Origin of the sequence: Microbacterium sp. LS_15 (assembly GCF_041954735.1) — a bacterium.
Taxonomy (GTDB): Bacteria; Actinomycetota; Actinomycetes; order Actinomycetales; family Microbacteriaceae; genus Microbacterium.
Genome location: NZ_JAVAYD010000011.1, coordinates 18,850 through 31,539 on the forward strand (window position 1 = coordinate 18,850; position 12,690 = coordinate 31,539).

General features: G+C 69.4%; 9 protein-coding genes. 5 read left to right on the top strand and 4 right to left on the bottom strand.

All coding sequences use genetic code 11. From position 1 onward, the window contains the following. The first annotated feature begins 38 nt into the window (after window positions 1-38). The 5 genes from RAC69_RS13210 to RAC69_RS13230 all read left to right on the top strand — a co-directional run bounded on the left by RAC69_RS13210 (window position 39) and on the right by RAC69_RS13230 (window position 7,010). Window positions 39-1,550: an AlkA N-terminal domain-containing protein gene (locus RAC69_RS13210; RefSeq protein WP_375087209.1), complete on the top strand. Its 1,512-nt coding sequence runs from the start codon at window positions 39-41 to the stop codon at window positions 1,548-1,550. Further along, window positions 1,547-2,041, top strand: a complete 495-nt coding sequence (locus tag RAC69_RS13215; protein WP_375087210.1) for a methylated-DNA--[protein]-cysteine S-methyltransferase — start codon at window positions 1,547-1,549, stop codon at window positions 2,039-2,041. The genes RAC69_RS13210 and RAC69_RS13215 overlap by 4 nt, the downstream gene beginning before the upstream one ends. Before the next feature lie 321 nt (window positions 2,042-2,362). Beyond that, the gene (locus tag RAC69_RS13220; protein ID WP_375087211.1) at window positions 2,363-4,297 is read left to right on the top strand and encodes an ABC transporter ATP-binding protein; all 1,935 of its coding nucleotides are present in this window, start codon (window positions 2,363-2,365) and stop codon (window positions 4,295-4,297) included. Beyond that, window positions 4,294-6,108 (top strand): ABC transporter ATP-binding protein, encoded by a 1,815-nt coding sequence (locus RAC69_RS13225; RefSeq protein WP_375087212.1) that lies wholly within the window; start codon window positions 4,294-4,296, stop codon window positions 6,106-6,108. Before RAC69_RS13220 ends, RAC69_RS13225 begins: the two co-directional genes overlap by 4 nt. A gap of 98 nt (window positions 6,109-6,206) precedes the next feature. Next, window positions 6,207-7,010: a hypothetical protein gene (locus RAC69_RS13230; RefSeq protein WP_375087213.1), complete on the top strand. Its 804-nt coding sequence runs from the start codon at window positions 6,207-6,209 to the stop codon at window positions 7,008-7,010. 99 nt (window positions 7,011-7,109) lie between these two features. Here RAC69_RS13230 and RAC69_RS13235 read toward each other — a convergent pair whose 3' ends face one another. Genes RAC69_RS13235 through RAC69_RS13250 form a run of 4 tightly spaced genes read right to left on the bottom strand, consistent with a single transcriptional unit; the run spans window position 7,110 to window position 12,650 of the window. After that, window positions 7,110-8,558: a GH1 family beta-glucosidase gene (locus RAC69_RS13235; protein ID WP_375087214.1), complete on the bottom strand. Its 1,449-nt coding sequence runs from the start codon at window positions 8,556-8,558 to the stop codon at window positions 7,110-7,112. Beyond that, window positions 8,555-10,786 carry an alpha-xylosidase gene (yicI, locus tag RAC69_RS13240; RefSeq protein ID WP_375087215.1) on the bottom strand — a complete coding sequence of 744 codons (2,232 nt, stop codon included), beginning with the start codon at window positions 10,784-10,786 and terminating at the stop codon, window positions 8,555-8,557. The genes RAC69_RS13235 and yicI overlap by 4 nt, the downstream gene beginning before the upstream one ends. Continuing rightward, on the bottom strand, window positions 10,786-11,673 hold the full coding sequence (locus tag RAC69_RS13245; protein ID WP_341935179.1) for a carbohydrate ABC transporter permease: 888 nt from the start codon (window positions 11,671-11,673) through the stop codon (window positions 10,786-10,788). The genes yicI and RAC69_RS13245 overlap by 1 nt, the downstream gene beginning before the upstream one ends. After that, window positions 11,673-12,650 carry a carbohydrate ABC transporter permease gene (locus RAC69_RS13250; protein ID WP_375087216.1) on the bottom strand — a complete coding sequence of 326 codons (978 nt, stop codon included), beginning with the start codon at window positions 12,648-12,650 and terminating at the stop codon, window positions 11,673-11,675. The genes RAC69_RS13245 and RAC69_RS13250 overlap by 1 nt, the downstream gene beginning before the upstream one ends. Window positions 12,651-12,690 lie beyond the last annotated feature (40 nt).

The following is a 12,690-nucleotide window of genomic DNA, read 5'->3' on the forward strand; positions in this document are numbered from 1 at the left end:
CGCCAGCCGATGTCGGAGGCGCGTGACAGAGTTGAGGCATGAGCTTCCCCGTGATCGACTTCGACGAGCGGTATCGCGCGATCAGCGCGCGCGACACCCGCTTCGACGGCCAGTTCGTCACGGCGGTGCGCACGACCGGCATCTACTGCCGGCCGAGCTGTCCCGCCCGCACGCCGAAGCCGGCGAACGTCACGTTCTATCCGACCAGCGCGGCTGCCCACGAAGCGGGCTACCGTGCCTGCAAACGGTGTCTGCCGGAGGCAGCGCCCGGCTCGCCCGCGTGGAACGTGCGCAGCGATGTCGCCGCGCGGGCCATGCGCCTGATCTCCTCCGGAGTCGTCGAGCGCGAGGGTGTCTCGGGCCTCGCGCAGCGCCTCGGGTACTCGACCAGGCACCTCACGCGTCTGCTGTCGGCCGAGCTCGGCGCCGGGCCGCTCGCACTGGCCAGAGCGCATCGGGCTCATACCGCGCGCATGCTGCTCGTCGGCACGAGCCTGCCGGTGTCCGACGTCGCGTTCTCGGCGGGCTTCGCGAGCATCCGACAGTGCAACGACACGATCCGCGAGGTCTTCGGTCTGACACCGGGCGAGCTGCGTGCTCGGCGGCGGGGGAGCATCACTGCCGCGCCGGGGTCCATCGACCTGATCCTGCCGTATCGCGGTCCGCTGGACTCGTCGGGCATCTTCGAATGGATGGCGGCTCGCGCGATCCCCGGTGCAGAGGAGGCAGGGGAGTCCTCGTTCTCCCGGCACCTGCGGATGGTCGGCGGACCGGCCTGGTTCGAGGTGCGTCGGGATGCCGATGAGCGGCTGCACCTGCGCACGCGCGTCACCCAGTTGGGAGACCTCGCACCGCTCGTCTCGACGGCCCGGCGCCTCTTCGACCTGGACGCCGATCCGCTCGCGATCGACGAGGCGCTGAGCGCGCACCCCGAACTCGCCCCCCTCGTGGCGCGCACGCCGGGGATCCGGGTGCCCGGCTCCGCCGACCCGCACGAGATGCTGATCAGGGCGATGGTGGGGCAGCAGATCACGGTGGTCGCCGCGCGCACGGCGCTGACCGCGCTGACCGAGGCGCTGGGCGAGCGCATCGAGGGCGGCATCCTGTTCCCGACCATGGCGGCGATCGCCGAGCATGGCGCCGAGGTGCTGCGCGGGCCCGCCGCACGCATCAGATCGATCGTGGGAGCGGCCGAGGCTCTCGCCGACGGGTCGCTGCAGCTCTCGGTCGGCGACGATGCCGGCGAGCAGCGCGCGGCGCTGCTCGCGATGCCCGGCGTCGGGCCGTGGACGGCCGACTACGTACGGATGCGGGTGCTCGGCGACCCCGACGTGATGCTTCCCGGCGACGTCGCGCTGCGTGCCGGTGCAGCCGCCGCGGGACTGCCCGCCGAACCCCGCCCGCTCGTGGCGTGGGCGGAGCGCGTCGCGCCCTGGCGCAGCTACCTCAGCGCACACCTGTGGCGCGCGGCCCCGGTGCGGGCGCCGCGTCGCCGTCCCTCGAGCCTCACTGCGCGTCCCTCCACTCTCATCTCGAAGGAGTCCTCATGACCGCCCTCATCCAGACCGTCGACACTCCCGACGGGCCGTTCACGATCCTCGCCGACGAGCAGCAGCGCGTGCTCGCTTCCGGCTGGACCGCCGATCGCGAGGCCATCCTCGTCCGCCTCCCGGCCGCGCACCGCCCCGTCGACGTGCGAGACGGCGAGACGGATGCCGCAGCGGCCGCGCACGCGTACTACGCCGGCGACGTGACGGCGATCGACGCCGTGGCGGTGTCGCAGCAGGGAACCGCGCTGCAGCAGCTCGGGTGGGCGGCACTGCGGGCGATCGCCCCGGGGGAGCCGCTGACGTACACGTCGTTCGCCGCTCGTCTCGGCAATCCCCAGGCCGTGCGGGCCGCCGCCTCGATCTGCGCCAGGAACGCTCCAGCGCTGTTCGTGCCGTGCCACCGCGTCCTGCGCACCGATGGCACCCTCGGCGGATTCGCCTGGGGTCTGCCCGTGAAGCAGAGCCTGCTCGCCCGCGAGGCCGCCGTCTGACCGGCTCCCGCGCGAGGGGAGAGGCGCCGACCTCTTTCTGCGGATCGGGAATCTCTCTTGCGCTCAGCTGGTTCTCAGGAATAGGCTGGTGGGCTGTCGCGCCGACCGGACGACACCGCCGAGCCCCTGAGGAGGACATCATGACATCGATCGTCACTGCGCCGATCGCCGCTCACGGCTCGACCCCGGCGCGTCCGCTCCGCTAGAGCCCACTCGGAGTCGCATCGTGACTCCCCCGCTTCGGACGCCGGACTCCGAGAGTCTTCTCCGCGCCCGCCCCCGTTCAGTAACCGCTTTCCATACGAAACTCGTCTGAGAGACATGTCTTCCTCGCCTTCATCGTCGAACAGCTCACCGTCGTCATCCCTCTCCACACCGGCAGCCCTGTGGCGGCTCAAGCCGTTCGTGAAGCCCGTCATCTGGCGGCTCGCGGGCGGCGCCCTCAGCGCGCTCGCCGCCGCCGTCATCGCCCTGATGATCCCGATCGTTCTCGAGCAGATCATCCGCGGGCCGGTGCAGACCGGAGCCATCGACGCCATCGTCTGGGGTGCGCTCGCCGTGTTCGGCCTCGCCCTCGGCGAGGCGCTCATGGTGTGGCTGCGCCGCCAGTTCGTGCTCAATCCCGCCACCCAGGTCGAGTACAAGATGCGCACAGAGCTGTACTCGCGGCTGCAGACGCTGCCCGTCGCATTCCACGACCGCTGGCAGTCGGGTCAGCTCCTGAGCCGCATGATGCAGGACATCGGCCTGATCCGCCGCTGGCTCGCGTTCGGTCTCGTGCTGCTCGTCGTCAACGTCCTGACCATCATCATCGGCGCCGTGCTGCTCTTCCGCTGGCACTGGCTGCTGGGCACGATCTTCATCGTCACGGCGATCCCGCTCTGGATCCGCGGCTACCTGTTCGAGAAGCGCTACGGCGCCCTGACGCGGCGCAGCCAGGACCAGGCCGGCGACCTCGCCACCAGCGTCGAGGAGAGCGTGCACGGCATCCGCGTGCTCAAGGCGTTCGGGCGCGGCAAGCACGCCCTCCGTCGGTTCAGCCGCCAGGCCGAGACGCTGCGCGAGACCGAGATGAGCAAGGCCGGAGCGATCTCGTCGATCTGGTTCTGGCTCGACCTCATGCCGCAGATCGCGTTCGGTCTGAGCCTCATGTCGGGCATCTGGCTGATCTCGCAGGGCGCCATCGAGCTGCCCGAGCTGTTCGCGTTCTTCGCCATGGCGACCGTGCTGCGCTGGCCCATCGAGTCGATCGGCTTCCTGTTCTCGTTCATGCTCGACGCGCGCACGGCGACGGATCGCGTGTTCGACATCTACGCCGAGATCAACACGATCACCGATCCCGAGAACCCGGTGCACATCGAGAACCCGCGCGGCGAACTCGCCTTCGACGGTGCGCACTTCCGCTATCAGGACGCAGGGGCGCACGAGCGCGACCTGCTCGACGGCATCGACCTCGTGCTCCGGCCGGGCGAGACCATGGCGCTCGTCGGCCTGACCGGCAGCGGCAAGACGACGCTCACGACTCTCCCGACCCGCCTGTACGACGTGACAGGCGGGCGCGTGACCCTCGACGGCGTCGACGTCCGCGACCTGCCGCTGGCGGAGCTGCGTCAGCACATCGCGATGGCCTTCGAGGATGCGACGCTGTTCTCCGCATCCGTGCGGGAGAACGTCCTGCTCGGTCGCGCCGACCTCGACGTGCACAGCGACGAGGCCGAGCGGGTGCTGCGCGAAGCGCTCGACGTCGCACAGGCGTCGTTCGTCGACACGCTCCCCGAGGGCGTCGAGACGATCATCGGCGAGGAGGGGCTGAGCCTGTCCGGTGGGCAGCGTCAGCGACTCGCTCTCGCCCGTGCCGTCGCCGCGAAGCCCAAGGTCCTCGTGCTCGACGACCCGCTGTCGGCGCTCGACGTCGACACCGAAGCACTCGTCGAGGAGGCGCTGCGCCACGTACTGGCCGACACGACGGCGCTGATCGTCGCGCACCGTCCCTCGACGGTGGCGCTCGCCGACCGGGTCGCCCTGCTCGAGGCAGGACGCGTCACGGCGGTCGGCACGCACTCCGAGCTGCTGAAGTCGAGCAGCCACTACCGGCACGTCATCTCGAGCCTCGAGGCCGAGGAGGCGGCGCGCACCGGTGCGATCCCGATCATCCGCGACGAGCAGGACGAGATCGAGGATGCCGTGCGCGAGGGCATCCGCGAGGAGACCCCCGACGACGAAGACCTGTTCACCGAGAAGGAAGTGCAGCGATGAGCTCCGCGATCACCGGAACCCAGGACGAGGACCGCTCCCGCTACACACGCGAGGAGAGCCGGGCGATCCGCCGCAGGTCGCTGCGCCTGCTCGGATCGCTCGTGCGCGCGTTGAAGCCGCAGATCGTGCTCGCCGCGGTCGTGCTCGTGATCTCCACCGCGCTGCAGGTGTCGGGCCCCATCCTGATCAGCATCGGCCTCGACCGCGCCCTGCCCGCCGTGCTCGAGCGCGCCGACTGGATGCCGACGTTCATGATCGGCGGCATCTATCTGCTCGCCGGTGCCGTCGCTGCGGCCATGATCGCCTGGTACGTGATCATCGCGGCGAAGCTGACCCAGGCGGTGCTGCTCGACCTCCGCAAGCGGATCTTCCTGCACACCCAGCGCCTCAGCCTCGAGTTCCACGAGTCGTACACGTCCGGGCGCATCATCTCACGGCAGACGAGCGACCTGGACTCGATCCGCGAGCTGCTCGACGGCGGTCTCAACGAGCTCGTCTCCGGAGTGCTGTTCGGCCTGTTCACCTTCATCGCCCTGTGCGTGTGGGACTGGCAGTCGGGACTGATCCTCGCGATCGGCGGCATCCCGCTGTTCTTCCTGATGCGCTGGTTCTACTCACGGTCGCAGCTCGTGTACCGCGAATCGCGCGTCATCAGCGCGAAAGTCATCGTGCAGTTCGTCGAGACCATGACGGGCATCCGCGCGGTCAAGGCCTTCCGCAAGGAACCCCGCAACGACGATTCGTTCCAGCAGATCGCCGGGGAGTACCGAGACGTCAACCGCCGCTCGATGCTCCTGTTCGGCACCTTCGAGCCCGGGCTGATGGGCGTCGCGGCGCTCGTGCTCGGCATCGTCGTGCTGTGGGGCGGCATCCGGGTGTCGGGCGATGCGCTCACCGTCGGCGTGCTGCTGTCGGCGGTGCTGTACGTGCGCAACTTCTTCGCGCCCATGCAGGAGATCGCGATGTTCCTGAACTCGTACCAGTCGGCGACGGCTGCACTCGAGAAGGTGTCGGGAGTCCTCGAAGAGGTGCCGACGGTGCCCGACCCCGAGAAGCCGGTCGACCTGTGGGAGTCGCGCGGGCACGTGCGGTTCGACGAGGTCACGTTCGGGTACAACGGCGAGAAGACGATCCTGCCGAACTTCACCCTCGACATCCCCGCGGGGCAGACCATCGCGCTCGTCGGCACGACGGGTGCGGGCAAGTCGACGCTGGCCAAGCTGATCTCGCGGTTCTACGATCCGTCGCTCGGCACGGTCACGCTCGACGGTGTCGACCTGCGCGACCTGCACCCGAAGGATCTGCGGCGTGCGATCGTCATGGTGACGCAGGAGGCGTACCTGTTCAGCGGCACTGTGGCCGACAACATCGCGCTGGGCAAGCCCGACGCATCGCTCGACGAGATCCGGGCCGCGGCCCGTGCGGTCGGCGCCGACGAGTTCATCTCGTCGCTGCCCGACGGCTACAACACCGACGTGAACAAGCGCGGCGGCCGGGTGTCGGCCGGACAGCGGCAGCTCATCTCGTTCGCGCGCGCGTTCCTCGCCGACCCCTCGGTGCTGATCCTCGACGAGGCGACGGCGTCGCTCGACATCCCGTCGGAGCGTCTGATCCAGGACGCCCTGCAGACGCTGCTCAAGGACCGCACGGCCATCATCATCGCGCACCGCCTGTCGACGGTCGCGATCGCCGATCGGGTGCTGGTCATGGAGCACGGCCGCATCATCGAGGACGACAGCCCCGACGCGCTCATCGGCGGCACGGGCAAGTTCGCGCAGCTGCACGCGGCCTGGCAGGAGACCCTCGTCTAGCTCGCAGAAGTCGCGGGCAGGAGGGCAGGGTCGAGAGGGGCGGAGCGGCGAACGCCAGGGCGGGGACAGAGTGCGTGGGCACTGGGTAGCATCGAAGCATGGATCCGCTGCTGCTCATCGAGTGGTGGTGGGTCGCGCCCGTCGCGGCCGGAGGAGTCGCCGCGGGAGGAATCGGGATGCGGAGGCGGAGCATGAAGAGCGGACGCCGGCTCGCGATCGACGCCGCGCGGCACGACCTCAGACAGGCGCAGCAGCTCGCGACCGAACGTCGCATGGCCGCCCGACTGGCCAGGGCCGAGTACGCGCGCGTCTCGGCCGAGCGCAGCGCGCGGCGGGCGACGCCCGAGCAGGTCGCCGGAGCCAAACGGATGCTGCGCGAGAAGGAGAACGACGCGAAGGCCGCTGCGGCCGACGTCCGAGCCAAGCAGGTGCGGCTCAGCGCTGCGCGGGCGGCGTTGCCCGCGGCATCCGCTCCTCGACCGCTCGAGCGGCTGCAGGCCGAGCACGAGGCGATCACCGCGCGGTGGATGCGGTACGAGACGGATGCGTCGCTGCAGATCGCCTATCCGGCGATGACCGACGTCAAGCAGCCCGCGACGGCGGCCTACCTGCGGGCGGCGGGCGCCGCGGTCGACGCCCGCCGCGCTGCGGGCGGGAAGGTCACGACGCCGGCGGAGTTCGCCGCCTATCGCGACGCGGTCGCCGATCTGGAGCGGGCGTTCGAGGCGGCGGAGCATGCGGCGCGGGTGCAGGCAGGGGAAGCCCCTGCGGCGCCGACCTGGCAGGATGCCGCGCAGGACATGATCTCGCGGTCGGCGGAGGCCTTCGACCGTGCGGCCGGAGCCGCCGCCTCCGCGTTCGCCGCGTGGAACGATCGGAAGCAGCGGCCCGACAAGCGCTAGCCGACGCGCTCACGCGGTGAGGGACGCGCTCACCGCCGCGCTCGCGCTCACGCGCTCACGCGCTCACGCGCTCACGCCACGTGCCCTCGCGGGTTCACCTCACTCCCGGATGGTTCGCGACCGCACGAGTTCGCGGTACCAGTGTCCCGAGTCCTTCACGGTGCGCTCGAGCGTGTCGAAGTCGACGCGCACGATGCCGAATCGCTTGGCATAGCCGTAGCCCCACTCGAAGTTGTCGAGGAGCGACCACACGAAGTAGCCGCGCAGGTCGACGCCTCGCTGCAGGGCTCGGTGCGCGGCCGTGAAGTGTCTCCGCAGATAGTCGGTGCGCTCAGGGTCGGGGACGCTGCCGTCGTCGGCGATTTCGTCGTCGAACGCCGCGCCGTTCTCGGTGACCATGAGCGCCTGCTCGGGGAACTGCTGCGAGAGTGAGACGAGGAGCTCTTCGAGACCCTCCGGTGCGATGTTCCAGCCCATGGCCGTGTACGGGCCCGGCTGCTCGACGAATTCGACGAGCTGGTCGCTGCCGGGCCAGGCGGTGCCTCCCTCGGCGCCCTTGTGTCCGTCGTTCTGCTGCTTCTCCGACACACCGTCCCAGAGTCGCACGGTGGCGGTGAAGTAGTAGTTGACGCCCAGCACGTCGATCGGCTGGTGCACGGCCGCCAGGTCGCCGTCTCGGACGAACGACCAGTCGGTCACGGAGGCCGTGTCCGCGAGCAGGTCGGCGGGGTATTCGCCGCGCAGCATCGGACCGGTGAATGCGCGGTTCGCGAGCGCGTCGATCCGTCGCATCGCCTCGGCCGCCCCGTCGCCCTGTCCGCGCAGCACATGGAAGTTCAGCGTCACGGAGTAGTCGGGGTCGCCCGTCGAGGTGGCGCGGAGCGCCTGCAGCGCTCGACCGTGGGCGAGGTTGAGGTGGTGCACGGCGGCGAGAGCGGATGCCGGTTCGTGGCGCCCTGGCGCATGACCGCCCTGCCCGTATCCGAGGTAGGCGGAGCACCACGGCTCGTTGAGCGTGGTCCAGGTGTCGACGCGGTCGCCGAGCGCTGCGCCCATGACCTCGGCGTACCGTTCGAACGCGTCCGTCGTCTCGCGGGAGGTCCAGCCGCCGGCGTCTTCCAGGTACTGGGGGAGGTCCCAGTGGTAGAGCGTCGCCACCGGGCGGATGCCGCGGTCGCGCAGACCGTCGACGAGGCGCGAGTAGAAGTCGATGCCCGCCTGGTTCACGGCACCCGAGGCCGTGGGCACGATGCGCGGCCAGGCGATCGAGAACCGGTATGCCTGCAGCCCGAGGTCGGCCATGAGGTCGAGGTCCTGCTCGACGCGGTGGTAGTGGTCGCAGGCGACGTCGCCGGTGTCGCCGTTCCACACCGTGCCCGGCGTGCGGCTGAACGTGTCCCAGATCGAGGGGGTGCGGCCGTCCTCGGCTGCTGCCCCCTCGATCTGGTACGAGGCGGTCGCCGAGCCGAACACGAAACCCTCGGGCAGCACGAGACCGCTGCCGCGGTAGTCGCCCGCCGGCCCGAGCCCCCTCGTGTCGTGGCTCATCGCGTCACCTGGCCGAGGTCGACGTCGTACGTTCTGCGCTCGCCGTCGGGGGCGGTCACGGTCACCGCGACGATCCCTTCGCCGCCGGGGAACACCCGCACCTCGAGACCCTCGTGGTAGTCGTAGTCAGGGCGATCGGTGCGCGCGCCCCATGGCAGAGCGGTGCCGGGGCGGACGTACAGGGGCAGCGAGTCGAAGTCGTGGGTCTCGCGACGCCATCCGCCCCCCGTGACCGTCTCGCCCGTGAGCAGGGACGTCCATTCGCCGTCGGGCAGATAGAACTCCACCGACCCGTCGGCCGAGAACACCGGAGCGACGAGCAGGCTCGACCCGAGCATGTACTGGCGGTCGAGGTATCCGACCGCTGGGTCCTCGGGGAACTCCAGCTGCAGGGGCCGCATCAGGGGGATGCCGGTCGCCGCGGCATCCAGTCCCTGCTGGTACAGGTACGGCATGAGCCGCATCTTCAGGTGGGTGAACCGGCGGGTCACGTCGACGGCCTCGTCGTCGAACGCCCACGGCACGCGGTACGAGCTCGACCCGTGGAAGCGCGAGTGCGAGCCCAACAGACCGAAGGCCGTCCAGCGCTTGAACACCCCGGCGTCCGGCGTGCCCTCGAAGCCGCCGATGTCGTGGCTCCAGAACGCGAAGCCGCTGAGGGCGAGGGAGAGCCCGCCGCGCAGCGTCTCCGCCATCGACGCGTACGTCGACGTGGAGTCGCCGCCCCAGTGCACCGGCATGCTCTGGCCGCCCGCCGTCGCGGAGCGGGCGAAGAGCACGGCGTCGTCGGCGCCCCGTGCCTCGGTCAGCACGTCGTGCACGGCCCGGTTGTACAGGTCGGTGTAGAGGTTGTGCATGCGGAGGGGGTCGGAGCCGTCGGCCCAGACGACCTCGGTGGGGATGCGCTCGCCGAAGTCGGTCTTGAAGCAGTCGACGCCCTGCTCGACGAGACGGCGCAGGTGCGCCTGGTACCAGGCGGTGGCCTCGGGGTTCGTGAAGTCGACGAGTCCCATGCCGGCCTGCCACAGGTCCCACTGCCACACCGAGCCGTCGGGGCGGCGCACGAGGAAGCCCTGGTCGGCCGCCTCGCGGAACAGGGGGGAGCGCTGACCGATGTACGGGTTGATCCACACGCAGACGCGCAGGTCCTTCTCGTGCAGGCGCGCGAGCATCCCGTCGGGGTCGGGGAACACGCGGGGATCCCACTCGAAGTCGCACCAGTTGAACTCGCGCATCCAGAAGCAGTCGAAGTGGAACACCGACACAGGCAGTTCACGTGCCGCCATCTCGTCGATGAACGACGTGACCGTCTGCTCGTCGTAGTCGGTGGTGAAGCTCGTCGACAGCCACAGGCCGTACGACCATGCGGGCACGACGGGCGGGCGGCCCGTGAGCGCGGTGTAGCGGCCGAGCACGTCCTTCGGGGTGGGGCCGGCGATGACGAAGTACTCCAGGACCTCGCCGTGCACCGAGAACTGCACGCGCTCGACCGCCTCGGAGCCGATCTCGTACGAGACGTGGCCCGGATCGTTCACGAGCACGCCGTAGCCCCGGTTCGACAGGTGGAACGGGATGCTCTTGTAGGCCTGCTCGCTGGACGTGCCGCCGTCGGCGTTCCAGATGTCGACCGACTGGCCGTTCTTGACGAGTGGGCCGAAGCGCTCGCCGAGTCCGTACACGAGTTCACCGACGCCGAGGTCGAGCTGCTCGTGCACGAATGCCGTCGCGGTCGCAGGAGAGCCGCCCTGACGGGCGTTGTCGACGATGCCCGCGTCGACCTGTGCGTCGGGGGCGAGGCGCACGTAGCCCTGGGCCTTGTGGCCGCTGCCCGTGACGCGCCGTCCGTCGACCTCGAAGGAGAGGTCCCACGGCGCCCCCGGTGCGATGCGCGCGACGAGCGCACCGGCATCCAAGGATCCGCCGGCGTCGCCGAGCGACACCCGAGCCGAGCCCGTACCGGCGCCCGTGAGCGCGAAGCCGCCGTGCCACTGCGCGCCCTCGTGGTGGGCGATGCGCACGCGGACGACTCCTTCCGCGGGGGAGGAGAGCGTCGTCGTGAGCACCGGGCGGTTGAGCGTGTCGCCTCGCTTGGCGATCACCATGGTCGGCGCGGTGACGACGATGCCCGGACCGTCGGGGGTGGAGGTCTCGGCGATGTCGTAGGCCTCCTGCGCGTAGAGCGCCGTGACGCCCGGACGCAGCTGCCAGAACCCGTCGGTGAACTTCATTACTTGACTGCTCCTGCCGTGATGCCGCGTGTCAGCGTGCGCTGGAAGATGAGGAAGAAGATGAGCGTGGGGATGATGCCCAGCAGGGCCGACGCGCTCGTGGTGGTGACGTCCATCAACCGGTCGCCCTGCAGCACGCTGATCGCGACCGGGACCGTCTGGTTGGCGTTCGAGGCGAGGAACGTCAGGGGGATGAGGAACTCGTTCCACGTCCAGATGAAGAAGAAGATGAGCAGCACCGACAGCGTCGGGCGGCTGATCGGGAACACGACGCGCCAGAGGATCTGCCAGCGGTTGGCTCCGTCGAGGGACGCGGCTTCGAGCACCTCCTTAGGGAACGTGCCGTAGACCGACGAGAGCAGGTAGGTGCCGAACGCCGCCTGGATCACCGTGAACACGATGATGACCGACCACACGTTGTCGTAGAGCCCGACGGATTTGAACATGTAGTAGAGCGGGTAGAGCAGCGCCTCCTGCGGCAGCAGGTTCGCGAGCAGGAAGAGCAGCACGATCCAGGAGCGACCTCGCACGCGTCCGATGCCGATCGCGAAGGCGTTCAGCATCGAGATCACGACCGCCAGCACGGCGACGATGCCCGAGATGAAGATCGAGTTCCAGACCTTCTCGGGGAAGTTCACCCGCTCCCAGAACTTGATGATCCCGCCGAAGTCGAGGCTCTCGGGGAACGCGAGGGGGCCGGAGGTCGCGTAGTCGACCGGTGACTTGAACGAGTTCACGAGCACGAGGTAGAACGGCGCGATCACGAGCAGCGCACCGATCACGATGAGCGCGAGCAGCAGCCAGTCGACAGGGCGCTTCTTCGTCATGCCGCCGCGGGGACGGGTCTTGGTCGGCTTGCCGGTGACGATGGCGGTGGTGGCGTGCATCACAGACCCGCCCTTTCCTTGCGCTCGAGCGAGTTCTGCACCCGGATGAAGATGATCGACACGATGACCACGACGATGGTGAGCACGGTCGCGATGGTCGCGCCGTATCCGACGTTCCGCTTGGTGAAGAACTCCTGGTACGCGTAGTACGCGGGCACGAGAGTCGAACCGGCCGGTCCGCCGCGCGTGATGATGTAGACCGGGCCGAAGACCTTGAGCGCGGCGATCGTGCAGGTGAGCGTCACGACGAAGATCTCGGGACGGATGATGCTCATGGTGATGGCGGAGAAGCGCTGGAACCAGTTCGCGCCGTCGAGCTCTGCCGCTTCGTACAGCTCGGGGTCGACGCGCTGCAGCGCGGCCATGAACACCACCACGGGGTAGCCGAGCTGCACCCAGACCATGACGACCATGAGCACGATCAGCGCGGAGGGCATCTGGCCGAGCCAGTCGTAGGACGGGATGCCGAAGGCGCCGAGGATCTGGTTGAGGGCGCCGTCGCCGCCCGGCCGCACGATCCATCCGATGACGATGCCGGCGACCGCGATGGGCAGGATCTGCGGGAGGTAGTACGTCGCGCGGAGGAAGCTGCCGACCTTGCCGCCGAACTTGCGTCCGACGACGTCGAAGAGCAGGGCGGCCACGACCAGTCCGACGATCGTCGGGACGACCACCATCGCGATGATCATCCACACGGAGTTTCCGAACGAGGTCCAGAAGTCGCTGTCGGTGAGGATCTTCTGCCAGTTCTCGAGTCCGATGAACTCCGGCGTGCGCACGCCCTTCCATTTCGTGAAGGTGAGGTACACGTTCCAGATCAGCGGCACGATGACGACGACCAGCAGCAGGACGAAGCCGGGCAGCAGGTACATCCAGTACGCGCCGGTGCCGCCGCGGCGCTGCGGGATGGACGGCTGTTCGGGCGGCAGCGTGGTGCGGCCCTTGCTCGTGCGGGGTTCGCGCGTGGCGAGTGTCATGTTCTTCTCCAGGAGGATGCGGAGGGCGACGCGAGCGCCG

What these genes read in the sequence shown, in the direction of transcription:
- RAC69_RS13210 (WP_375087209.1), top strand. Translation starts at nt 39, where the DNA reads ATGAGCTTCCCCGTGATCGACTTCGACGAGCGGTATCGCGCGATCAGC.
- RAC69_RS13215 (WP_375087210.1), top strand. Translation starts at nt 1,547, where the DNA reads ATGACCGCCCTCATCCAGACCGTCGACACTCCCGACGGGCCGTTCACG.
- RAC69_RS13220 (WP_375087211.1), top strand. Translation starts at nt 2,363, where the DNA reads ATGTCTTCCTCGCCTTCATCGTCGAACAGCTCACCGTCGTCATCCCTC.
- RAC69_RS13225 (WP_375087212.1), top strand. Translation starts at nt 4,294, where the DNA reads ATGAGCTCCGCGATCACCGGAACCCAGGACGAGGACCGCTCCCGCTAC.
- RAC69_RS13230 (WP_375087213.1), top strand. Translation starts at nt 6,207, where the DNA reads ATGGATCCGCTGCTGCTCATCGAGTGGTGGTGGGTCGCGCCCGTCGCG.
- RAC69_RS13235 (WP_375087214.1), bottom strand. Translation starts at nt 8,558, where the DNA reads ATGAGCCACGACACGAGGGGGCTCGGGCCGGCGGGCGACTACCGCGGC.
- yicI (WP_375087215.1), bottom strand. Translation starts at nt 10,786, where the DNA reads ATGAAGTTCACCGACGGGTTCTGGCAGCTGCGTCCGGGCGTCACGGCG.
- RAC69_RS13245 (WP_341935179.1), bottom strand. Translation starts at nt 11,673, where the DNA reads ATGCACGCCACCACCGCCATCGTCACCGGCAAGCCGACCAAGACCCGT.
- RAC69_RS13250 (WP_375087216.1), bottom strand. Translation starts at nt 12,650, where the DNA reads ATGACACTCGCCACGCGCGAACCCCGCACGAGCAAGGGCCGCACCACG.